Raw genomic sequence first — 24,932 nt, forward strand, 5'->3', positions numbered from 1 at the left:
ACCTGCTGTTACCTTATTTAATAATTCGGAAAGCTGATTGCTCTTTTAGGAGCTTGAGTTCGCACTTTATTAAGCGCTCTATTTCTATTACTAAGGTTATCAGTAAAACCCATCTGGGTTGTATGGTTAAGCCTCACGGGTCATTAGTACAAGTTAGCTCAACGCCTCACAACGCTTACACACCTTGCCTATCAACGTAGTAGTCTCCTACGGCCCTTTAGAGAGCTTAAAGCTCTAGGGATGACTCATCTTAGGGCTCGCTTCCCGCTTAGATGCTTTCAGCGGTTATCGATTCCGAACGTAGCTACCGGGCAATGCCATTGGCATGACAACCCGAACACCAGCGGTTCGTCCACTCCGGTCCTCTCGTACTAGGAGCAGCTCCCTTCAATCATCCAACGCCCACGGCAGATAGGGACCGAACTGTCTCACGACGTTCTGAACCCAGCTCGCGTACCACTTTAAATGGCGAACAGCCATACCCTTGGGACCGACTTCAGCCCCAGGATGTGATGAGCCGACATCGAGGTGCCAAACACCGCCGTCGATATGAACTCTTGGGCGGTATCAGCCTGTTATCCCCGGAGTACCTTTTATCCGTTGAGCGATGGCCCTTCCATTCAGAACCACCGGATCACTATGACCTACTTTCGTACCTGCTCGACGTGTATGTCTCGCAGTTAAGCTGGCTTATGCCATTGCACTAACCGTACGATGTCCGACCGTACTTAGCCAACCTTCGTGCTCCTCCGTTACTCTTTGGGAGGAGACCGCCCCAGTCAAACTACCCACCAGGCACTGTCCCTAACCCCGATAAGGGGTCCAGGTTAGAACATCAAAACTACAAGGGTGGTATTTCAAGGACGACTCCACACAAACTAGCGTTCATGCTTCAAAGTCTCCCACCTATCCTACACATGTAGGTTCAATGTTCAGTGCCAAGCTATAGTAAAGGTTCACGGGGTCTTTCCGTCTAGCCGCGGGTATACGGCATCTTCACCGCAATTTCAACTTCACTGAGTCTCGGCTGGAGACAGCGTGGCCATCATTACGCCATTCGTGCAGGTCGGAACTTACCCGACAAGGAATTTCGCTACCTTAGGACCGTTATAGTTACGGCCGCCGTTTACCGGGGCTTCGATCATGAGCTTCTCCGAAGATAACCCAATCAATTAACCTTCCGGCACCGGGCAGGCGTCACACCGTATACGTCATCTTGCGATTTTGCACAGTGCTGTGTTTTTGATAAACAGTTGCAGCCACCTGGTATCTGCGACTGCCGTCAGCTTAGGGAGCAAGTCCCATCACCAACAGCAGCGTACCTTCTCCCGAAGTTACGGTACCATTTTGCCTAGTTCCTTCAGCCGAGTTCTCTCAAGCGCCTTGGTATTCTCTACCCGACCACCTGTGTCGGTTTGGGGTACGATTCCTACTAACCTGAAGCTTAGAAGATTTTCCTGGAAGCATGGCATCAACTACTTCATCACCTTAGTGACTCGTCATCAGCTCTCAGCCTGTACATTAAAGTACGAATTCCCGGATTTGCCTAAGAATTCAACCTACCACCTTAAACGCGGACTACCAACGCCGCGCTAGCCTAGCCTTCTCCGTCTCTCCATCGCAGTTAGCAGAAGTACAGAAATATTAATCTGTTTCCCATCGATTACGCCTTTCGGCCTCACCTTAGGGGTCGACTCACCCTGCCCCGATTAACGTTGGACAGGAACCCTTGGTCTTCCGGCGAGGGGGTTTTTCACCCCCTTTATCGTTACTCATGTCAGCATTCGCACTTCTGATACCTCCAGCGTGGGTTACCCCTTCACCTTCAACGGCTTACAGAACGCTCCTCTACCGCGCACTTCTAATGAAATGCACCCGTAGCTTCGGTGACTAGCTTAGCCCCGTTACATCTTCCGCGCAGGCCGACTCGACTAGTGAGCTATTACGCTTTCTTTAAATGATGGCTGCTTCTAAGCCAACATCCTAGCTGTCTAAGCCTTCCCACATCGTTTCCCACTTAGCTAGTACTTTGGGACCTTAGCTGACGGTCTGGGTTGTTTCCCTTTTGACAACGGACGTTAGCACCCGCTGTCTGTCTCCCGAGTAGTACTCATTGGTATTCGGAGTTTGCAAAGGGTTGGTAAGTCGGGATGACCCCCTAGCCTTAACAGTGCTCTACCCCCAATGGTATTCGCTCGAGGCGCTACCTAAATAGCTTTCGAGGAGAACCAGATATCTCCGAGTTTGATTGGCCTTTCACCCCCAGCCACAAGTCATCCGCTAATTTTTCAACATTAGTCGGTTCGGTCCTCCAGTTGATGTTACTCAACCTTCAACCTGCCCATGGCTAGATCACTCGGTTTCGGGTCTACACCTTGCAACTAAACGCGCAGTTAACACTCGGTTTCCCTACGGCTCCGCTATTCGCTTAACCTCGCTACAAAATGTAAGTCGCTGACCCATTATACAAAAGGTACGCAGTCACGGTCTCAAGAACCGCTCCCACTGCTTGTACGTATACGGTTTCAGGTTCTATTTCACTCCCCTCACAGGGGTTCTTTTCGCCTTTCCCTCACGGTACTGGTTCACTATCGGTCAGTCAGGAGTATTTAGCCTTGGAGGATGGTCCCCCCATATTCAAACAGGATGTCACGTGTCCCGCCTTACTCGTTTTCATCTACGGTTAGTTTTCGTGTACGGGGCTATCACCCTGTGCCGCTGGACTTTCCAGACCATTCCACTAACACCCCATAGACTTAAGGGCTAATCCCCGTTCGCTCGCCGCTACTAGGGGAATCTCGGTTGATTTCTTTTCCTCTGGGTACTTAGATGTTTCAGTTCCCCAGGTTCGCCTCATAACGCTATGTATTCACGTTATGATGACCACTTATGTGGCCGGGTTTCCCCATTCGGACATCGTTAGCTCAAATGCTTGTTACTAGCTCGCCAACGCTTTTCGCAAGTTACTACGTCCTTCATCGCCTCTGACTGCCAAGGCATCCACCGTATACGCTTGGTCACTTAACCATACAACCCGGATAGGTTTCATCTTTTCGCTTGTTATTCATCACGCTGTCGTTATTGTGAACCTCATTCGTCAGTCATGTAGCGCTGCTACACTCCTTTCTCATTCGCTTCACGGCTTAGACACCGTATCGAATCACTGCGCTTACCTTATCGAGATAAAGTAAGAAAAACTTGGGTCGTACGTCACTCAATAAAGAGTGGGACCAGCTTGGTTTTTACTTGTCTCACCTCCGGGTAGGAAGTGGACACGCCTTAGTTTTAAAAATATTCAAGACACTTAATAAAGTGTTTTGAGAACTCATATTCATGCTTGCGCACAAATATTATTTTTCGCACTAACCTAATCACACAAACGACAACGAATCATCATTTCTGCGCCTTTTAGTTAGTACTATCAGCTTTCCAAATTGTTAAAGAACAACACTTAACCGGCTCGCGGTGTGTTTCACTCTACCCTTCCAAAGAAGGTTAACAAGTAATCTGTGTGAACACTCAAGGTGATTTCTCACTTTCAGGTATGAGTTAGTCGTATAGGTAAGGAGGTGATCCAGCCCCAGGTTCCCCTAGGGCTACCTTGTTACGACTTCACCCCAGTCATGAACCACAAAGTGGTGAGCGTCCTCCCGAAGGTTAGACTACCCACTTCTTTTGCAGCCCACTCCCATGGTGTGACGGGCGGTGTGTACAAGGCCCGGGAACGTATTCACCGTGACATTCTGATTCACGATTACTAGCGATTCCGACTTCACGGAGTCGAGTTGCAGACTCCGATCCGGACTACGACGAGCTTTGTGAGATTAGCTCCACCTCGCGGCTTTGCAACCCTCTGTACTCGCCATTGTAGCACGTGTGTAGCCCTACTCGTAAGGGCCATGATGACTTGACGTCGTCCCCACCTTCCTCCGGTTTATCACCGGCAGTCTCCCTAGAGTTCCCACCATTACGTGCTGGCAAATAAGGATAGGGGTTGCGCTCGTTGCGGGACTTAACCCAACATTTCACAACACGAGCTGACGACAGCCATGCAGCACCTGTCTCACAGTTCCCGAAGGCACACCTGCATCTCTGCTGGCTTCTGTGGATGTCAAGAGTAGGTAAGGTTCTTCGCGTTGCATCGAATTAAACCACATGCTCCACCGCTTGTGCGGGCCCCCGTCAATTCATTTGAGTTTTAACCTTGCGGCCGTACTCCCCAGGCGGTCTACTTAATGCGTTAGCTTGGGAGCCCAGTGCTCAAGGCACCAAACTCCGAGTAGACATCGTTTACGGCGTGGACTACCAGGGTATCTAATCCTGTTTGCTCCCCACGCTTTCGTGCATGAGCGTCAGTCTTTGTCCAGGAGGCCGCCTTCGCCACCGGTATTCCTTCAGATATCTACGCATTTCACCGCTACACCTGAAATTCTACCTCCCTCTACAAGACTCTAGTTCGCCAGTTCCAAATGCAATTCCCAGGTTGAGCCCGGGGCTTTCACATCTGGCTTAACAAACCGCCTGCGCACGCTTTACGCCCAGTAATTCCGATTAACGCTCGGACCCTCCGTATTACCGCGGCTGCTGGCACGGAGTTAGCCGGTCCTTCTTCTGTCAGTAACGTCACAGTAACGTGCTATTAACACGCTACCTTTCCTCCTGACTGAAAGTGCTTTACAACCCGAAGGCCTTCTTCACACACGCGGCATGGCTGCATCAGGGTTTCCCCCATTGTGCAATATTCCCCACTGCTGCCTCCCGTAGGAGTCTGGACCGTGTCTCAGTTCCAGTGTGGCTGATCATCCTCTCAGACCAGCTAGGGATCGTCGCCTTGGTGAGCCATTACCTCACCAACTAGCTAATCCCACCTAGGTTCATCCAATCGCGAAAGGCCCGAAGGTCCCCTCCTTTCCCCCGTAGGGCGTATGCGGTATTAGCAGTCGTTTCCAACTGTTATCCCCCACGACTGGGCAGATCCCTAGGCATTACTCACCCGTCCGCCGCTCGCCGGCAAAGATAGCAAGCTATCTTCCCGCTGCCGCTCGACTTGCATGTGTTAGGCCTGCCGCCAGCGTTCAATCTGAGCCATGATCAAACTCTTCAATTAAAGTTTTTTGTTCCCACCCAATTAAGAGTGAAGAACGGCTCAATGAATTCTGATTCGAACTCATCTTTCGATGCGCTCTATGTACATATTTCTATGAACACTCTTTGTTGCATTGAGTTGTAATTTTTTGATTGCTCTTCCTAAGAAGAAGCAATTTCGAATAACTCAATACCTGTGAGTGTCCACACAGATTTCTTGTTCGTATTGTTAAAGAACTTGATGTCGATTTTTCAGACATCGCCGTTAGACGCTAGGTCGTTGGCTTGGGCTGCGTATTCTACGCAATCCGTTGTCAGCGTCAAGTGTTTTTTCAAACTTTCTTTTCGCTTTGAAGGATTCAATTTGAAGCCTTCAAACTGACTCGTTATTGGCGTGAGCCGCTTGCCGTGTCAGTGGTTGCGCATTATAGGGAGCTTAGATTTTTACGCAAGCGCTTTTTAGAGATAATTGCTAAAAACAGGGTTAACAGCCTATTTATCACTCCAAATGAGCAAAAAAGGGACTGCACGTCCCTTTTATTGCTATTTTACGCCATTCTATGGGCTAAAGAATCTCGTTTCTTGTGTGGTTTCTATTAATTCACCATCTATAGTGGCTACTACTTTTATGTCTATATTAGTAATGCTGCGCTTAAGCTCTACTGGGTCTACTGCCACACTAATAGGTAGAGTGAGTACTTCTCCCGCTGCAATAGTGACACTCTGATCGCCATACCACTTATAGTTAACTAACCCTGTTACTGTTAACTGATATTGCTGGGCATGCTCTGTCTTATTGAGGATTTTCACAATATAGGTGTTTTCAATAAGCCCTTGGTTGTTTTCACGATAGAGTGCATTCCTGTCTCGGATGACATCCATACGAACCGGAGCAATCGTAGCGCTGGCATAGATAAACACCAATATCATGACCGTAAGTACTACGCCGTAACCCACAAGCTTAGGTCTTAATACGCTTTCTTGGACATTATCTAGCTTGTTCTCTGTGGTGTAACTGATAAGGCCTCTCGGATAACCCATGCGATCCATGGTGTTATCACAAGCATCAATACAAGCGCCGCAGTTGATGCACTCGTATTGCAGCCCGTTACGTATATCAATTCCTGTAGGGCAGACTTGAACGCAGAGATCACAATCTATGCAATCCCCAAGGCCTTGTTCTTTATGATCGTCTTTTTTTGAACGTGGGCCACGAGTTTCACCGCGTTTAGTGTCATAACCCACTATATAAGTATTTTTATCAAACATGGCAGCTTGGAATCGGGAATACGGGCACATGTGAATACACATGATTTCTCGCATCCAACCGGCATTACCATACGTCGCTAGAGTAAAGAAAATAATCCAGAAATAAATCCAACCATCGGCATTAAGCGTAAATACATCAATATAGAGCTCACGACTGGGTACAAAATATGACACAAAGGTCATAGCGGTTAATAGTGAGACAAACATCCAGGCCGAATGTTTTGCCGTTTTACGCCAAAGCTTGTCGAAGCTCCATGGCATTTGATCTAACTTAATGCGTTTGTTACGCGCGCCTTCTATCTTCTCTTCGAACCAAATAAAGATAAACGTCCACACGGTTTGCGGACAAGTGAAGCCACACCAGACCCTACCAAGATAAGTCGTCACAAAAAACAGTCCAAAGGCGGCTATCATAAAGAAGGCTGCCAACAAGGTTAAATCCTGGGGCCAGATGGTGATGCCAAAGATATGAAACTTTTGCTCGCTTAAGTGAAACCATACCGCTTGCCTATTCCCCCAGGGGAGCCATGGCAATACTAGAAAGAACAACATACTAGCCCAGCCCATATGACGACGTACTCGAGTCCACAGCCCATCGACGGCCCGCACATAAATACTATTACTGGGGTTAAAACGATCTGCCTTGCTGGCATCTGGCTGATGAATCTTTATTCGTTGCTCTTTCGAATAATCCTTAGGTTTAGATTCTGTCGTCATGGTTACAGCCTTACTGCTTTTAATATTTGAAGAAGGGAAGATAGCTCGAATGTTTATCTATCTGAAGTCAGATCCAAGCTCTGGCAGCTTTTATCACCATTATAGTCGGCGAACTAAACGCGATTTAGCGCTGAAGTTAAGCTTAGAACGCAACACAGTGCGATCAAACTCACATAGATAACTAATTTGGGTATATTATACTCGTATAATTATTGCTTAATCACTTATATTGGATGAAAAATGAGAGGTTGGTTCCTTTTAGCACTTATTGGTGCGGGTATTTATTACATGGTGACTGAAACCACCAAGTTAGATAAGCCTATTGCTCAAGTTCTCGGCTTTTTCGAAAAAGCCGAGAATAAGCTCGATGCTATGACGGGGACAAAAATCATAAAAGTCGATCGAAATGCCCAGAAGGCCCGTGCAACCATCGCCGAGCGTTTATCGGCTACTGAACTCAAAGCATTTGAAAAAATAGTCACATCCTCAAGCAACATCGACAACTTTAAAGCTGAGTATTGCCATCAAGATGCTGGTCACCCCGTATTTAGTAAAGACAACTTACGCTACATGTGTGACAGGCTTTAAGCTTACGAGTGCTTAGTCTGCGATGGGTAAGCTAGTTTGGATTAGCCCTATTTGGGCAGAGAGACGTTATTAATCTTGATGTACAAGACATGACTTCTTTCTGCTCCGCTTAGCACGCGGGTATAAAGTAGTTCAGAACTGCGTCACAAGATGACTAAACATCAGCAGAATTCACCAGCGCAAGAGCCGATAAACTCATCCCGAAGCAGTTAACCTTGATTAGGTAACTGCTATTCCCACCTAAAATACCGCTTTACTCTGCCCTACAGGCAAACAGTGCTCTTATCGAATCTTCCTCTCAAGTTAATCTAGTATTTAAGCTTGCATTATTATTGATAACGATTATCATTTAGATTAACTAATTAACCGAGGTTGACCTCATGATTAAAACATTCACCTTTGCGATATTGCACTTTAGTGTCGCCTTCAGCATTACCTACTTACTAACAGGTAGCATACTCATAGGTGGCACTGTCGCCTTGGTTGAACCGGCAGTGAACACTGTAGTGTTTTATTTTCATGACAAAGCGTGGAAAAGCTATGAATATAAGAAAAAAAGCCGCCGAATGGCGGCCTTTTGATGAAACTTAAATGTAAATTATCCAGCAACTTTAATTTTATCAACGACCTTGTCCACATCATCTGTGTTTTCGGCAATTTTTAATGCAAGCTGACGCTCGGCATCACTGGAAACAGTACCAATAAGAGTGACAACCCCCTCCTCCACTTCAACATTAATATCTGTACCCGATACTTCAGATGAAAACAGTAAACGTGTCTTAACCACTGTCGCCACTTTAGAGTCAGTGAGTGCTTCAACCATGTCATTGGAGCTTTCTTTTTCGCTCAGTACGGTTAATTGATTATCAACATCTTTAACCCCGTCTAGACTTTTAACCAACTCGGCTGCCAATGCTTTATCGACACCACTTTCAACCTTGCCCGTTAGCGTAACTAGGCCATTTTTCACATCAGTATTAATGTCAAAAGAGTTAAGGTTAGTATTTAACAATAATGTGGTTTCTGCCTTTCCGTCAATCCAAGCATCCTTAGTCTCACCTTGCCAACCTTCTGCAGCATTTACACTTAATGATGCAGTGGCTAGGATTAAACTTGTTAGTAAACCTGTAGTTGCAGTCTTCATAATAATATCCTTGTGTTGTGTTTCTCATATTAGGCAATGCTCAAACTATGCCAACAATATAAAGACTACAAAATCAAAGCCTTATGATGACGCATATTATTTTCAGCGCTAATTACCTATGTGGGAGGTCTGTACTTTTTACTTAGGGTCGGTAATTATTGCTAGCTGACGAAAAACAAGACAAGAGCTCCACAGGAAGCTTTTTATTGATATTGAGACTGAGCTTTTAATGCAGTTAACTGATCACATGTTATCTGCAGCCAAGCGGTACCGTCAGCTAACTGAAGAGCGACTCGCTGACTATTGGCCTGTTTAACTGCCAGCTTTAAACGCATAAGCACCAGACGTTCCATTTTTAAAATCACCATAATGGCTTGCTCAGTATGTAGATGTGTTACCGAATCATATGCTGCGACATAGGTGGGGTTAATATCATTAACGGCTCGGTCAAAAATTATAGGCACCTGTTTTTCTAAATTAAATAGAGGAATTAGATCAGCCAGCATACGTCTGCGAATAACAGCCATTCTGGAAAAAATGCGTTTAAGGTTGTAATCAGCGACACTTTCCTTAGCCTGGAAGTAAAACACTTGCCCCTCCTGACATAAATCTATGATGTCATTTAATAGCCACATATCAGAGTGATGGCAAGAATAGTCATGAAAAGGAGTATCGGTTAGCATTAATTCCTCCCATTATTTCGACGAATGATTTACTGCCCATATAAAGTGTATCGAGCGCTTGTTTAACCCGACTTGTGATTTATGGGTGGTTTATCCAAGGGGCTAAGTATCAAGCATGCATAAATCGTGCTCATTAGAAATACCACCACATGACGTATCAGCACTATTTTCATATTTATTACCACCAAGGATCGTAGACTAAACCTGTGGCCAACTAACATTGCTAAACACAATTTCATGGCTTACATTGGTCTAACAGGTACAAGGAGTTTTATCGACATGGCCCGTCCAACACTTTTTTATCACTTGCAAGACCCCAAAGCCGAACGAGCACTTATGCGATCATCTGCTGCGGCTCATTTTGATAAGATAGCCAGCATCCCCACTGAATCTTGGTTAAGCCAACTCGAAAACATACAGGTGGATGTTGCACTGATTTCGAACCCTCAATTGAGTCATGAGGACTATTTAAATTTAGTCAATAGCGCCATGATGTCAGACAGAGAGTTTATTTTTTTCACCGATGGTCAACCTAATCCCTATCTAGACAAGCTAATGTCAAAAGGGGCGGGATATCATTTTCGCCAACCCCACGATATGGCCCTGATTAACGACACGCTAGAAGATTTCGCTCAAAATTTGATCCACACTAAATCTCACGTTAATCAGTCCTTCTGCAGCGACCTCGATCAATATGGGCTACTCGTTGGCTCATCAAGAGCTATGCATAAACTTTATCGCACCATACGCAAGGTGGCCACAGCCGAAAGTAATGTGTTAATAGTAGGGGAAAGTGGTGCAGGTAAAGAATTGGTTGCCAATACCATACACTTAGCCAGCAGTCGGTCGAATGAACCCTTTATTGCTATCAACTGTGGTGCCTTAAGCCCAGAGTTGGTGGACAGTGAACTATTTGGCCATATAAAGGGGGCTTTCACTGGGGCGCATAGGGATCATCAAGGGGTATTTGAGCAGGCACAAGGAGGAACTCTATTCCTAGATGAAGTCACTGAAATGCCAATTGAGCATCAAGTGAAACTACTGAGAGTCATTGAGAATAACGAGTACAGACCCGTTGGCAGTACTAATGTAAAACACTCTAATGTACGTATTCTATCGGCGACTAACCGCGATCCTCTCGAGGCCATTAATAAAGGTCACTTTCGTGAAGACTTGTATTTTAGACTCGCTCATTTCCCAATCCAAGTGCCACCTTTACGGGACAGGGGTGATGACATAACGGCACTGGCACAACATTTTCTCGCCTATCGCAATGTTACAGAGAATCAATGTAAGGCCTTTAGCCCTGAGACCATAGCACTGATCGCCAAGCAAACCTGGTCCGGTAATGTCCGAGAGCTTAAACATGCCGTTGAAAGAGCCTATATCCTTGCGGATAACGGTATTTATCCCGAACATTTTAATTTCAGCCAAGATGAGTCATTGGCAGAAAGCAGTGATGACGGGGTTATTCCCACAGGTATGCGTTTAGATGAACTAGAAAAAAAGGCTATTTATCAAACATTAATTAGCTTGCAAGGTAACAAGACTGATACTGCCAAGCAATTAGGTATAAGCGTCAAGACTCTCTATAACAAGCTCACTAAATATGAAGATGATATGAGCGAAAATGTACCACCAAAAGATACATAAAACTCATGACTCAACTGAGCTTGAGGGCACAAAAATGGTTAATGATTTTGGCTGGATCTGAATCGTCAGACTATCGGCAGTAAACAATTCACCATCGATGACATACTTGATTTGAGTGTTAGCCTTTAACTTGATTGTCTTTGCATGAAGATGATGAACTTTATTATCCATTTTTACATTACCTATGCCTGCCATGGCAAGCTCAGCAAAACTGAGTATATGCTCTTGCGGCTGAGCGCTTTCATCAAGCCAAGTAATATCCAACTGACCATCTGTGATATCTGGTTCGCCATTACCTTGGGCCAACATACTGGTAATGGGAGAGGCATTTGCTATCACTAAACTGTGAGTGTTGAGCGTTATGGCTTCTTTATCATCGAGTGCCATGGTGATAGTCTGAATCTGATTCATATCGATAGCACGATGCAAGCCGCCAATATAGGCCAATTGACCTAATTCATTTTTACGCTCTCGATCGGCATTTTCTATCATTTGCTGTTCAAATCCTAAACCCACCAATAACAACATTAAATCATCATTACACTTTGCCGTGTCTATGGATGCTAAGTTCCCCTGAATAATAATGTCCAAGGCCTTTCTTACTGGAAATAACTTGCTACTAGCCCCAAATAAGGCATGACTTAACGCATTCGTGGTTCCAAGTGGAATAATACCTAACAAAAGATCTGTTCTCACCGCCACACTCGCCACCTGATTGACTGTGCCGTCTCCACCACAAGCGATTAAAATATCAACTCCTGAATCCCGAGCCTTTTGCGCTAATAGCGTCGCCGTTATCGTTTCAGAGGTTTGTACTATTTCAAGAGAAAAATACCCTGATAACTCTTGCTCTATCTGCTCGGCATAATCTTGCCATTTCCCGCCACCGGAAACCGGATTCGCGATAATACAAGCGCGCTTATTGATTCTAATTTTGCCTTCTGCATAAATTTGCTCAACCGCCGCTAATTGCCAAGGATTTAACCCCGCGGTTTTACGTATCTTGCTAATCTTACGTAATACTTCTAAAAAAGTGGTCTCTTTCTGGCGACACACTAGGTAGGCTGCGAGCACAAGTACAGAACGTCCGCGACCTAAAGCGCAATGAATAACAACCGTCTTGCCCGCTTTTATCTGCCTATGTAACCAATTGATAGCTTGATTAAGCTGCTCTGCCGTTGGCACGCTATGATCTAATACTGGCACATTTAAGTAATCTACATCCTTGCCAATTAAGGACCAATCTAGGGCATCGAATTCGGCAGTCACATCCAAAATGGCCGATATTTTTTTATCTTTAAGGGTTTGAACATCTGCTGGGAATAAGCGTGAAGCTAGGTACAATTGACTGTCTATTTGTTGGATAGCTGGCACAGTATCCCGTGCTCTAGCCCAAGCGTTATAGACTTGGCTTGCAAACAGAAATGGAATAAATCCCCAACGTACATACCAAGGTATAGTGCCGTTAATGGACTTTCTAAAGATGCTCGCACTATTCAGCCAATAAGCCGAGCTCACCAAGAATAACGACAGCCCCAGCCATGCAAAAAGAATTTTTAATAAAGGCTGGTTAAAAGTGAACAGGAGAAGAACGGCTAATAATGCAGCAAAACTATAATAATATTTGATGTGAATTCTAGTTAACATCATGCCCCCGAATAAAAGTAAGCAGCCCGTGTCACCGGGCTGCCCATAAACTGCGCATTATTAGCAATCAGGATCTTTAGCATCGACGCTTTCTTTTACGTCTTCACAAGCATCTTCTACCGCATTACCTGCATCTGTAATGGCTTCATCAATTTTTTCACCAGCAGTTTCCGCCTTATCATCTGAGCAGGCCGTTAAGCCTGCTGTGAGTAATAACATCAAACTTGCGCTGGTAATCAATTTCAATAACTTCATTTTTATCTCCAATGTTTTAATGTTAAGGGCGCGGTGGTTTACCACTTAGTGCTCTAGAAACGAGTGAAATCAGCAATAGAACAACAAAGACAAAGAATATAATCTTAGCTATCCCTGCTGCAGCCCCAGCAATTCCAGTAAAACCCAATACACCTGCGACAAGTGCAATCACCAGAAACGTAAGTGTCCAACCTAACATACAAACCTCCTCAAGTTATGGTGTAAACAACAAAATATAGCTAAGACAAAGCCAGCTTCGTGCCAACTTCACGATAAATAATTAAAACCTTGATATTTAAGAGTATAAAATAATTATACCTACGCTAATTCAACGTGAAGGTCGAGAGAAATGGAAATTTTTACCTAGAAATAGGTAATAGTTTCAAAAACAAACCTGTCTTCCCTAACGCTAGTACAGCTCATGTTTAAACCATAGACCAAGGAGCAAAAAATTGAAGAATTAAAATGAGCAAGAGTAAGCCACACAAGGTTTTCCAAAACATCACGGGTTCTCGTTCGATCAAGGGGGCTTGTGCTATTCGTGTGAGTATCGCTTTATTAGGTTGGCTAATGTCAGTAAGAAATTCTGACATGGAGGAATAACGCTGATTTTTTTTAGGGTGACAGGCCTTTTTTAACGCCAGATCTACCCACAATGGTAGCTGAGGGCGATATTGCAGTGCTGAGATATAGTGCCAGTTTGAAGTTCGTCGCTGAAAAATGAGTTTGTTGTGTTTATATGGCAGCTGGGCCGTCAACATTTCATAAAGGATAACCCCCATTGAGAAAATATCTGCTTCATGAGCCGCTACGCCCGTCATCAAATACTCAGGAGCAATATAATCTAGGGCACCTAACGGCGGCTCACCTCCTTGCCCGCCACTTTCAGCCGCGGAGGTAAGAAAACCTGTGAGTTCAACTAACCCTTGAGCTTGAGCTGCACCATAGTCGATAAGTACCACTTTTCCTTGGGGGGTAATCATGATGTTTTCAGGCTTTAGGTCCCTATGCAGGATCCCAAGCCGCTGCAATGCTCTTACTCCTATGATGAGTTCTGCCAGCACGGACCTTACTTGAGCCAAACTGGGCTCAGGATTATCATACATCCACTGTCTAAGAGTTTGCCCTGGCACGTATTCACATAGGTGGTACAGAAATTGGCTCTCATTTGGGTACAGCTTCATCAGTGAAGGATGCTGAACCCGAATGCCTACCCAAAGTTCAGCAATGAAACTGTTTAGGTAATGCCTATCTTCACTCATAGTAATATAAGGCGCCTTTAACACATAAAGTTGATGCTTATTCGCTGTGTTGCAACTCACAAGATAAACATGGCTGCGTTGCCCTGAATAGAGTACTCGCACCACTTCAAACTCATCGATGCGATTGCCTAGGGCTAAAGCTGGCGGGATCACTCTTTGGTGCAACTGAGACCACAACTCCCTTGCATGGGTATAAGGCAGAGAATTAACCTTAAGCAATAGACAACTTAGGTTATCTGTACTGCCATTTTTTTTAGCTGTTTCGACTAACGTTAATGCCGATTTCTCTAATGGGTTATGATGATCAACTAACGCTAAGTCCTGCAGTAACAGACTGTGTATTTCACTGGCGGCTAACCAATCGTGGATCCCATCAGTACTGAGCAAGTAGCAGTCGCCAAGCTCGACCTCATGGCACTGATAGTCAATTTCAAGGTGACTATCCATACCTAGCGCTCTGGTTAACATGCCTTTATCACCAAAACCCTGATGACAATGATCTCGCGTCAGTTGCAGCAACTCACCTTGTCTAAGCCTGTATATACGACTATCACCCACATGGAACACATGTAGACTATTTGATTTAAATATCAAGCCACTAAATGTGGTCACAAAGCCATTGTGCCTAAGCTCAGACTGTTGACTATGGTGATGAAGCCAAGCATTAAGCGCGCTCAGCACTTGGTTTGCCGCCTGCTTAACACTTAAGGTATCTGCGGTGCTGAGATAATCCTGGATAAACTGAGTCACACAAATCTGACTGGCCAGCTGACCATTTTGGCTACAACTGACCCCGTCAGCTAGGCAAGCTATGACCCCCTTATGAGTTAATACTGGGCTATCCTGGCTGTGATGCACGGCAAAAGCATCTTGATTGTGTGCCCTAACGCCTGCACTAGATTTGCCAGCGAAACTTAACTTAAGTACTTTTGCCGTCACCATTTTCCCCTAACGACTCGAGACATCGATTAAGGTCACGCTGCCATCGTGGTTCACTTCTGCCATTTGCCCTTGCGGCTCCTCCATAAACCACAGCACGCAAAATCCCAGCACCGCCGTTGCCGCTATCACGTAGAAAAAGCTGCTGTAATCCACAAAAGACAGCACAGTTAAGTAACACACGGCGCCCACATTGCCATAGGCTCCGGTCATGCCAGCAATTTGCCCTGTCATGCGGCGCTTAATTAAGGGCACAGTCGCAAACACCGCGCCCTCACCGGATTGCACAAAGAAGGAGCACGCCATCGCTGCAGCAACGGCAACCCACAAAGGCCAATCACTGTTGACTTGCCCCATGAGAAAGTACCCAGCAGCAAGGCCAGCGGTGAGGATTAACAGTGTCGGTTTACGGCCAAATTTATCTGAGATCCAGCCGCCACCTGGGCGTGACATCAAGTTCATAAAGGCATAAGCCGACGCCACCATGCCCGCAACAACTGGGGTTAACTCGAAGGTTTCAGCAAAAAATAACGGCAACATGGACACCACTGCCAGCTCAGATCCAAAAGTCGCAAAGTAGAGTACGTTCAATACCGCCACCTGCTTAAACTTGTATTGATGGATTGCAGCCACTGGCTCAGTAAAAATAATCTTGTTTACTTGCCATACTTGCAGCACTTCGTAGCAATACAGCAAGGCTAATCCTAGGTACACACTAATAACAGCGGTGTCACTGAGCATCGCAACCCCAGTCGGTGACAGCTTCCAAGCCAGCAATGCCAAGGCGCCGTACAAAGGTAGTTTCATCACAAGTAGTAACAAGAAGTCGCCTTTAGAAGTCACCTCCATGGCCTTAAGGCTTTTAGGTTTAAAGTAGGTTGCCCCCTTGGGGGTATCTTCGACGTTAAAATAAAACACCAGAGCAAAGCCTAAGCTCATCAAGCCAGTTATGCCTGTGGCATAGCGCCAGCCATCATCGCCACCAAAGGCTAGCGCCAAGGCAGGTAAACAAAAAGCCGCAGCCGCCGAGCCAAAATTACCCCAACCACCATAAATACCTTCAGCCGTGCCCAGTTCGTTATGGGGAAACCACTCAGACACCAAGCGAATGCCTACTACAAAACCTGCACCAATAAAGCCCAGTAAGAATCTGGCAATAGCCGCTTGAACAAAGGTATCCGCAAGGGCAAAGGCGAAACACGGCAAGGCGCAGATAGCTAATAACGCCGAATACACTAATCGAGGGCCGAACCTGTCGGTAAGCATGCCAACCACAACCCTTGCAGGAATCGTGAAGGCCACGTTGAGGATCAATAAAGTTTTAATTTGCTCTGAAGTTAACCCTAGGCTTTCTTTAACGGACTGCAGCATGGGAGCAAAGTTAAACCACACTGCAAAGGTGATAAAAAATGCCATCCAGCTTAAGTGCAGCACCTTCATTTTTCCGCTGAATGAAAACAGGTTAAAGCGGCTTTCAAGACTCATAGGAGCATCCTTTTGGGTTCATTTTGTTGCACTTGGGCTTTTTCAAGGCGCAAGTTGTTAGGCCATCATCCGTGGCTGCTGATCACTAATTAATAGCATTGGCGCGCTTATCTAGCGCCAACAAGCGTGGATTGAGCTAAGGCATGCTAGATAACTGCACTCGATCATCTAGGTAGCGCACGGCATAGGTTTTGAGCTGATATTCAGGTGATTGCAAACAGGCGCCGGTGGTTAAGTTAAAGTGCTGCTTATAAAGGGGGGATGCCACCACAGTTTCTCCCGCCACACAGCCGATGATCCCTCGTGATAAAACTTGAGCGCGGCCTATGGGGTCATAATTATCTATGGCGTATAAGGCATCAGTTTGGCGGCAGCGAAACACGGCCACTTGCGTCTCACCTAATAAGGCACATACTCCGGTGCCGGGCACTATGTCTGCGCGCTGACAAATATCTATCCAAGTTTCCATACTGCCTCCTAGTCGACGATTTCTAATATTTTGATGGCTAATGTTTGGCCGTCTAATGTGCGGCCTGATGTTTGAATATCCTGTTCAGCGGGATGACGTTGCTGGCGCTTCCTTTGATATACTTGGCCTGCATCACTCAGATCACTATTAATAAAGTGTTGGAAGCGTTTGAGTTTATCTGGGCTTTCTAGGGTGGTTTTCCACTCACACTGATACTGATTAATGGCGTTTGCCATCTCAGCTTCAAGCCCTGCCGCTAGACCTAACTTGTCATCTATGATCACAGATTTTAGGTAATCTAAACCGCCCTCTAGGCTTTCTATCCACACAGAAGTACGTTGCAAACGCTCAGCGCTGCGGATATAGAACATCAAGAATCTGTCTATGTATTGAATCAGGGTTTTGTCATCGAGATCGACAGCTAAAAGCTCAGCATGGCGAGGCCGCATGCCGCCATTTCCGCCCACAAACAGGTTCCAACCTGATTCAGTGGCGATAATGCCCACATCCTTTGACTGGGCTTCGGCGCATTCTCGGGTGCAGCCAGAGACGGCAAATTTAAGCTTGTGGGGTGAGCGCAATCCCTTGTAGCGGTTCTCTATGTCGATGGCAAAACCTAGGCTGTCTTTTAAACCATAACGGCACCAACTATCACCAACGCAGGATTTAACCGTGCGCACCGACTTGCCATAGGCATGACCCGTCTCAAAGCCTGCGTCCACCAGCTTGCGCCAAATAAGCGGTAACTCATGGAGCTGGGCGCCGAATAAATCGATGCGTTGTCCACCGGTGATCTTGGTATAGAGGTCAAACTCCTTGGCGACTTCACCTAGGACGATGAGTTTATCTGGGGTGATCTCCCCACCTGCGATGCGCGGCACCACAGAATAGCTGCCATCTTTTTGCATATTGCCAAGGTACACATCGTTAGTGTCTTGCAGGCCAATATGTTGATCTTCAAGTACGTATTCATTCCAGAATGAGGCGAGGATCGAGCCAATAGTCGGTTTGCAGACTTCACAACCTAGGCCTTTGCCGTGGCTTAAAAGCAACTCATCGAAGCTTTTGATTTGCTTGATACGCACTATGTCTGCAAGCTCTGGGCGGGTATAACTAAAGTGTTCGCACAGGCTCTTGTCGACTTCATGGCCAAGGGCTGCCAGTTCGCAGTCCAATACTTGTTTGACTAACGCGCTGCAACCGCCGCAACCCGTGGAGGCCTTAGTGCAAGACTTGATAGCGCCCATGTCGGTCGCGCCAGCGGCAACCGCTTGGACTATATCGCCCTTAGTCACATCAAAGCAGGAACACAACTGCGCCGCCGCTGGCAAGGCATCAACACCTAAGCCCTTGGGTTTGTCCCCTGCAATACTCGGTAAAATAAGCGTGGAAGGATGGGCGGGCAAAGGAATATCGTTAAGCATCATCTGCAATAGCTGACCATAGGCTTCAACGTCCCCCACCAGCACGGCGCCTAAGACTTTATCCCCGCTTGCCGACACTACTAAACGCTTATATACCTGAGCGACTTCATCACGGAAGGTATAAGACTGCGCCCCTGGGGTTTGCCCGTGCGCATCGCCGATACTGGCAACATCTAGGCCGAGCAGTTTCAATTTCGTGCTCATGTCCGCGCCAGTAAAGCGCGCCTCACCACCTAGAATGTGCGATGCCGCCACTGAGGCCATGGCATAACCCGGCGCTACTAAACCGAAAATTTTGCCATGCCACAAGGCGCATTCCCCCACGGCATAAATGTCTTGATCACTGGTTTGGCAATAGTCATTAATCACTATGCCACCGCGCTCACCGAGCTCAAGTCCTGCCGCTCGGGCCAACTCATCCTGTGGCCGAATACCAGCCGAAAACACTATCATGTCGGTTTCTAGGTAATCACCATCACCAAAGTTGAGTCGATAACGGCTATTCTGCCCAGCCACTATTTCTTTGGTCGCTTTTTCGGTGTGGACATAAACCCCTAATGCTTCAATTTGATGCCTTAATAAATTCGCGCCGCCATCATCAAGCTGCATCGCCATTAAGCGCGGTGCGAACTCCACCACATGGGTTTCTAAGCCTAAGTTTTTAAGGGCGTTAGCCGCCTCTAAACCTAATAATCCACCGCCTATGACCACGCCTTTTTTACTGAGCTTACTGGACGCTTTAATGGCTTCTAAATCGCCGATGGTGCGATATACCAAACAATGGGGCTGCTGGTTACCGGGAATGGGCGGCACAAAAGGATAAGAGCCAGTGGCAAGAATGAGCTTGTCATAATGAATTTGCCCGCCATGAGCATCCGTCACAGTGCGGGTTTTGGGCGATATAGCGCTAATTTTGGTGTTCAGCAGATACTTAACTCCATGCTGCTGATAATAAGCTTCATCAGTCAGGGCTAAGTCTTGGGCCGTTTTGCCACTAAAATAGCCGCTAAGTTGCACCCTGTCGTAGGCGAGCTGAGCTTCTTCACTGAAGGTGGTGATGGCAAGTTTGTCCATCGCCTCAGGCTGGCTCACTAAGTTGTCGATAAATTTGTGGCCTACCATACCGTTACCCACGACTAAAATTGCTGTTTTTTGCATTTGTTTCTCCATGGGTTCCCCCTAAACCTGTCTTTAAAGCGATATGCCTTCAAAGAGTGAAAAAGTCTTAAGCCCGCTTCTGCATCTTGGAAATCGGCTCAACGAATGTTTGCTCATTTAAGGCTGTTGGCTTAGCTTGCGTGTTAAACCAAGCAAGTTTGTCTGCAAGGGACACCACCTCGCCGACCACGATTAAGCTCGGTGGCTGCAGTTGATGTTTTGCCACCAACTGGCTTAAATGATTAAGTTGACCTTGGATGACCCGCTGCCTTGAACTGCAACCATGCTCTATGATAGCCGCGGGCGTATTGCCACTCAGGCCCGCCGCCATTAACTCATCGCTGATTAGCTGACTTTTGCTAAGCCCCATATAGAAGACTAAGGTGTGATTTAACTGGGCTAGGCTTTGCCAATGGATATCGAGCTCTTTTTCGGCATGGGCTGTGACAAAGGTGCAGCCTTGGGATAAGCCTCTATGAGTTAACGGGATCCCCGCATAGGCGGTGCAGCCTGCCCCAGCCGTGATCCCGGGGATGACCTCTACATCAATGCCTGCCTGCTTCAGTGCCAGCATTTCTTCGCCGCCACGGCCAAACACAAAGGCATCTCCCCCTTTTAAGCGGCAGACGTTCAATCCCAAGCGAGCTTTTTCCACCAGCAAGTCATTGATGCTTTCTTGAGGCACGCTGTGCTCCCCCTTAGCTTTACCCACATACAGGGCTAATGCCGTGGGAGGGAATAATGCGCAAATGGCCTCGCTGACTAATCTGTCATAGATAATCACCTCTGCATTTTGCAGGCAGCGCAGCGCTTTCACTGTGAGTAAGTCTGCATCCCCTGGCCCTGCGCCCACTAAACTCACCCGCCCTAATTTGGGAGATGTTGATTTTGGGGTCGCTTTAGTCCAGTGGCTGATTATTGGCTCGTTATCCATGACTCACATCCCTAGCATGCTTGATTAGCTGATGGATAAGGTGGAGCAAGGCCAGTGCCAACTTGATGAAATCACAGGTCTAATAATTTTCTTTAGATTTAAATTCATGCAGTTAACTGGAGTTAACAACTTGTTCACATAAACAGGAAGGCGGAGAAAAACCTCATCAGGATTGTGCATTCGCACCTTGTTAGTGCAGTGATTGATCATTTCAGGGCAATCCTGCCCCAAATAAGCCGATGAAGGAGAGAGACTTTAGGGTTTCAGGTTTATCAAATGTAAAGATTACCAATAAACCACTGTATATAAACAACTTTCACCATTCTCTCGGCTACTGGCCTAAACCTTGCTACTTACCTTGACTCTCTATATCGCCTCTATCTCATCGCGACCAAACGGATAACCCAACAAGGAACCCATAATGCACACCTTCGACACACCTTGGATAAAATCCACCTGTGCCTATTGCGGCGTGGGTTGCGGCATTGAAGCAAAAGCCTTAGCAAATGGCCGTATCGAAGTCCGTGGCGATGCAAGCCATCCGGCAAATCTAGGCAAACTTTGCTCTAAAGGGCTGGCATTAGGAGAGACAGTCACCAACGAAGGACGATTGCTAACACCCAAAGTCAATGGCGAGGATTGCAGTTGGGATAGTGCATTAACTGAGGTTGCCAATGGCTTTTTAGAGACCATCAAGCAGCATGGGCCTGATTCTGTGGCGTTTTACTTATCGGGGCAGCTGCTTACCGAAGACTATTACCTCGCCAATAAACTGATGAAGGGCTTTATCGGCAGCGCCAATGTGGATACCAACTCAAGGCTGTGCATGTCATCTTCGGTGGCAGGCCATAAACGCGCCTTTGGCACCGATACTATGCCGGGCTGTTATCAAGATTTAGATCATGCCGAGCTGATTGTCTTAGTCGGCTCTAACCTAGCCTGGTGTCATCCGGTGCTGTTTCAACGCATTAAAGCCGCAAAAGCCAAATATCCACAGCGTAAGCTGGTGGTCATAGATCCCAGGAGAACCGCCTCTTGCCATGGTGCCGACCTGCACCTCGCCATCAAGCCAGGCACAGATGTCATGCTATTTAATGGTTTGCTCAATTATCTTGCCAAGCAGCAACTCACTGACACCGCCTTTATTGAGGCCAATACTCAAGGTTTTGCTCAAGCACTCACTATCGCCGCATTGGATGCGCCCAATATCGAGCACATAGCCCAAGTCACTGGCTGCAGCGTCGCGGACATAAGTGCTTTTTATCAGCTCTTTGGCAGCACAGACAAAGTGGTGAGCCTCTATTCCCAAGGGGTGAATCAATCGAGCCAAGGCACAGATAAGGTCAACAGTATTATTAATTGCCACTTGGCGACCGGGAAGATTGGCCGTGAAGGGGCTTGCCCGTTTTCTATCACAGGCCAGCCCAATGCCATGGGAGGACGAGAAGTGGGCGGCCTTGCCAATACCTTAGCGGCTCATCTTGAGTTTGATTCCCCCGAGGAGCATCAACTCCTGAGCCAATTTTGGCAAACCAAAAAACTTGCCGCAAAACCTGGGCTAAAGGCGGTAGAGATGTTTGATGCGATACGCAGTGGCAAGATAAAAGCCATTTGGATCATGGCCACCAACCCAGTGGTCAGCCTGCCTAACAGCAATAAAATTAAGGCAGCATTGCAAAATTGCCCTTTAGTTGTGGTCTCCGACTGCATTGCCGACACGGATACCGGCCGCTTAGCCCATGTGCAACTGCCGGCCATGGGCTGGGCTGAAAAGTCAGGTACTGTGACTAACTCTGAGCGACGTATTTCTCGCCAGCGCAGACTCACCACTTCACCAGGCGCCGCCCGTGCCGATTGGTGGATAATCAGTGAAGTCGCGAAGAAGATGGGTTTTAAAGCGGCATTTAGCTATCGCCATGAAGGGGAGATTTTTCGTGAGCACGCTAAACTCACCCAGCTTGCTCATGAGCACAAACAGCACGACTTAGATCTTAGTGGTCTTGCGAATATCAGTGACGCCGAGTATGCCGAGATGGCGCCGCAGCAATGGCCTGTCACCCAATTGCAAAAAGAGGCGAACACAGTGCAGCAGCGCTTTTTCGGTGACGGTAAATTTTTTACCCCAAGCACTAAGGCGCAGTTTATTGCTGTGCACTACCTTACCTCCCCACAAAGGCTGAGTTCAGCCTACCCCTTAATACTCAACACAGGCCGTATACGTGACCAATGGCATACCATGACCCGCACTGGCTTATCACCCGGACTCAGTAGCCATCAGGGAGAGCCTCTGCTGCTGATAAACCCGCAGGATGCTCAAGCATGCTCACTAAGTAGCGAGGACATAGTCCAAATAGACAGCCCTCAAGGCCAAGCACAAATGAGGGTACAGATTAATAATGATATCAAGCTCGGCCAACTGTTTGCTCCCATACACTGGAGCGACAGCAACTCAAGTGCAGGGAAAGTGACCCGCTTAACCTTAGATCTTACGGATGCGATTTCCGGTCAGCCCGAGATGAAGCAAACCCCAGTCAGCCTTAAACGCTGCGACTTCAACAGCCAGGCCTTGATTGTCAGTCGCACGCCCCTGAATTTAAGTGAATTTACTTATTGGGTGACACAGACGATCACTGGCGGATTTCACTACACTATTGCCAGCGACCTCAGGGCAGACGAGCTCAATGAACGGCTACAAAGGCTCTGCCCGCGGCAACAAGATATTCGCATTCAAGCCCATATCGATGACGATAGTGTCTACCGTTTTGCTTCCAGTAAGGCCGAGAAAATCCAATTCGCCTATAGCGCCAGCCAGCGACTGACATTGAAACACTATGACTGGTTCACCTTACTGCTAAGCCAAACAACACCCCAGGCTAGCCTTTTCTTAAGCCTACTATCGGCGCAGCCACAAGGTGATTTAGCCAAGGGCAAGATAGTCTGTGCTTGTAAACAAGTGGGTGCCACTCAACTATGTAGCGCAATTAAACAACAAGAGATTAAGGATGTCGCCACGTTAACGCAGGTCACACAGGCCGGCAGTGGCTGCGGCAGCTGCGTTGGAGAGCTGCAGCAATTGATAACGGAAAGCCAAGCAGAGCTAGTGACAACATAGAGTTATATGAATTATTTTATTGGCTTTATTGTTATAGTCTTGCACGATGAAAACATAATCACGACAACAAAGGATGTTTAATGAACAGACTCACTTTTTTAATTTCAGTTTTATTATTTTCTTGTCCGTTAAACGCCCAGCCTCAAATAAGTAAAATCCAGCGACCAATTGAAATCACGCCCTATGAAGCTTTCACTATAAACTCGGCCGTATTAGGGCGAAAATATATCCTGTCCATCAAAGTACCACTGGATTATCTAGATAAAGGCAATGAAACTAAAAAGTATCCTGTTTTGTACCTGAACGATGCGCCACATACCTTTAAAGTAGCTACTGGAGTAACCTATTTCAAAAGCATGGATAGAGCCATCGTTGTCGGAATTTCTTATGCGTTAGGCGTCGATGGGCAATTTAGCCGGTTTCGCGATCTCACCCCAGCATATGACAGCAGTATTCAGCAATATACGACTGGGCAAGCGCCTGAGTTCCTAAAATTCATTGAAGATGAGGTCATTACTTTCGTTGAAAAAAACTATCGCGCCGATCCCACGAAAAGAATCCTAGCGGGGCACTCCTTAGGGGCATCTTTCGGCGCTTGGGTGCTACTCACTAAACCAGAATTATTTTCCAGCTATGTATTAACTAGCCCTTCACTCTGGTTTAAAAACGATCTGATTTTTTCCCTCGAAGAGCAATATGCAACCAAAAACAAATCATTGAAGGCTAATGTTTTCATTGCCACTGGTGCCTTAGAAACCCCAGAACATGGGATGAATTACCATATGGTCGATGACCATCAACGATTTTTGACCCGTTTGCGCTCGCGCAATTATCAAGGATTGCGGATCAGCGACGAGATAGTGGGCGGCACAGATCACTTCTCAACCTTCCCCGTTGGGCTAGCAAAAGGGCTTAGGTGGATCTATCAGGATTTGTAACCTCTCACATAACTACAGTAGCCCTACTGAGTGAGCGCTACTGGACCAAGTGCAATTGCCATTTTTTAGATTAAAAAGCACATTCAGGTGACGGCTATAATGCGAATAAACCTCTACCAGTGACCTTGTTGATCTAGGTAAGCCATTAATCTTGAGTTTAAGTAGGCAAA

The 24,932-nt window shown here is 46.6% G+C and carries 16 protein-coding genes and 2 rRNA genes; 5 read left to right on the plus strand and 13 right to left on the minus strand.

Going from position 1 to position 24,932, the window contains the following annotated elements; all coding sequences use genetic code 11:
* Nucleotides 1–122: 122 nt before the first annotated feature.
* From SDEN_RS19265 to ccoG, 3 genes are all read right to left on the minus strand, one after another.
* Nucleotides 123–3,027 (minus strand): 23S ribosomal RNA (locus tag SDEN_RS19265).
* A gap of 535 nt (nt 3,028–3,562) precedes the next feature.
* Nucleotides 3,563–5,107, minus strand: a 16S ribosomal RNA gene (locus SDEN_RS19270).
* Together the 16S and 23S rRNA genes form the textbook arrangement of a ribosomal RNA operon.
* Before the next feature lie 536 nt (nt 5,108–5,643).
* Nucleotides 5,644–7,071 carry a cytochrome c oxidase accessory protein CcoG gene (gene ccoG, locus SDEN_RS19275; protein ID WP_011498115.1) on the minus strand — a complete coding sequence of 476 codons (1,428 nt, stop codon included), beginning with the start codon at nt 7,069–7,071 and terminating at the stop codon, nt 5,644–5,646.
* 240 nt (nt 7,072–7,311) lie between these two features.
* Between ccoG and SDEN_RS19280 the strand changes: the two genes are divergently transcribed.
* The gene (locus SDEN_RS19280; protein WP_041405915.1) at nt 7,312–7,659 is read left to right on the plus strand and encodes a hypothetical protein; all 348 of its coding nucleotides are present in this window, start codon (nt 7,312–7,314) and stop codon (nt 7,657–7,659) included.
* A gap of 380 nt (nt 7,660–8,039) precedes the next feature.
* On the plus strand, nt 8,040–8,240 hold the full coding sequence (locus tag SDEN_RS19285; RefSeq protein ID WP_011498117.1) for a DUF2061 domain-containing protein: 201 nt from the start codon (nt 8,040–8,042) through the stop codon (nt 8,238–8,240).
* A gap of 17 nt (nt 8,241–8,257) precedes the next feature.
* On the opposite strand, the gene SDEN_RS19290 is transcribed toward SDEN_RS19285, so the two are convergent.
* Nucleotides 8,258–8,803 (minus strand): BON domain-containing protein, encoded by a 546-nt coding sequence (locus SDEN_RS19290; RefSeq protein ID WP_011498118.1) that lies wholly within the window; start codon nt 8,801–8,803, stop codon nt 8,258–8,260.
* A gap of 203 nt (nt 8,804–9,006) precedes the next feature.
* The gene (locus SDEN_RS19295; RefSeq protein ID WP_011498119.1) at nt 9,007–9,486 is read right to left on the minus strand and encodes a hypothetical protein; all 480 of its coding nucleotides are present in this window, start codon (nt 9,484–9,486) and stop codon (nt 9,007–9,009) included.
* 279 nt (nt 9,487–9,765) lie between these two features.
* Between SDEN_RS19295 and SDEN_RS19300 the strand changes: the two genes are divergently transcribed.
* Nucleotides 9,766–11,139 carry a sigma-54 interaction domain-containing protein gene (locus SDEN_RS19300; protein WP_011498120.1) on the plus strand — a complete coding sequence of 458 codons (1,374 nt, stop codon included), beginning with the start codon at nt 9,766–9,768 and terminating at the stop codon, nt 11,137–11,139.
* A gap of 3 nt (nt 11,140–11,142) precedes the next feature.
* On the opposite strand, the gene SDEN_RS19305 is transcribed toward SDEN_RS19300, so the two are convergent.
* The 8 genes from SDEN_RS19305 to cobA all read right to left on the minus strand — a co-directional run bounded on the left by SDEN_RS19305 (nt 11,143) and on the right by cobA (nt 20,712).
* Entirely contained in the window at nt 11,143–12,786 is a 1,644-nt protein-coding gene (locus tag SDEN_RS19305; RefSeq protein ID WP_011498121.1) for a diacylglycerol kinase family protein, read from the minus strand.
* A 60-nt stretch (nt 12,787–12,846) separates the two neighbouring features.
* Complete coding sequence (locus tag SDEN_RS19310) at nt 12,847–13,041, minus strand: hypothetical protein (protein ID WP_011498122.1); 195 nt, start codon at nt 13,039–13,041, stop codon at nt 12,847–12,849.
* A 22-nt stretch (nt 13,042–13,063) separates the two neighbouring features.
* Nucleotides 13,064–13,240: a DUF1328 domain-containing protein gene (locus SDEN_RS20315; RefSeq protein WP_011498123.1), complete on the minus strand. Its 177-nt coding sequence runs from the start codon at nt 13,238–13,240 to the stop codon at nt 13,064–13,066.
* 226 nt (nt 13,241–13,466) lie between these two features.
* A complete protein-coding gene (locus tag SDEN_RS19320) occupies nt 13,467–15,245 on the minus strand; it encodes a bifunctional protein-serine/threonine kinase/phosphatase (RefSeq protein WP_041405916.1) in 1,779 nt (592 codons plus the stop codon).
* 6 nt (nt 15,246–15,251) lie between these two features.
* The gene (locus SDEN_RS19325) at nt 15,252–16,727 is read right to left on the minus strand and encodes a NarK family nitrate/nitrite MFS transporter (RefSeq protein WP_011498125.1); all 1,476 of its coding nucleotides are present in this window, start codon (nt 16,725–16,727) and stop codon (nt 15,252–15,254) included.
* A gap of 136 nt (nt 16,728–16,863) precedes the next feature.
* The gene (gene nirD, locus SDEN_RS19330; protein ID WP_011498126.1) at nt 16,864–17,196 is read right to left on the minus strand and encodes a nitrite reductase small subunit NirD; all 333 of its coding nucleotides are present in this window, start codon (nt 17,194–17,196) and stop codon (nt 16,864–16,866) included.
* A gap of 8 nt (nt 17,197–17,204) precedes the next feature.
* Nucleotides 17,205–19,778: a nitrite reductase large subunit NirB gene (gene nirB / locus SDEN_RS19335; RefSeq protein ID WP_041405917.1), complete on the minus strand. Its 2,574-nt coding sequence runs from the start codon at nt 19,776–19,778 to the stop codon at nt 17,205–17,207.
* A gap of 67 nt (nt 19,779–19,845) precedes the next feature.
* A complete protein-coding gene (gene cobA, locus SDEN_RS19340; RefSeq protein WP_011498128.1) occupies nt 19,846–20,712 on the minus strand; it encodes a uroporphyrinogen-III C-methyltransferase in 867 nt (288 codons plus the stop codon).
* 421 nt (nt 20,713–21,133) lie between these two features.
* On the opposite strand from cobA, the gene SDEN_RS19345 reads away from it, so the two are divergent.
* A complete protein-coding gene (locus SDEN_RS19345; protein WP_011498129.1) occupies nt 21,134–23,824 on the plus strand; it encodes a nitrate reductase in 2,691 nt (896 codons plus the stop codon).
* Between the two features lie 80 nt (nt 23,825–23,904).
* The gene (locus tag SDEN_RS19350; protein ID WP_011498130.1) at nt 23,905–24,762 is read left to right on the plus strand and encodes an alpha/beta hydrolase; all 858 of its coding nucleotides are present in this window, start codon (nt 23,905–23,907) and stop codon (nt 24,760–24,762) included.
* The last annotated feature ends 170 nt before the right edge of the window (nt 24,763–24,932 follow it).

The sequence above is a fragment of the Shewanella denitrificans OS217 genome (assembly GCF_000013765.1).
In the GTDB taxonomy this organism is placed as follows: Bacteria; Pseudomonadota; Gammaproteobacteria; order Enterobacterales; family Shewanellaceae; genus Shewanella; species Shewanella denitrificans.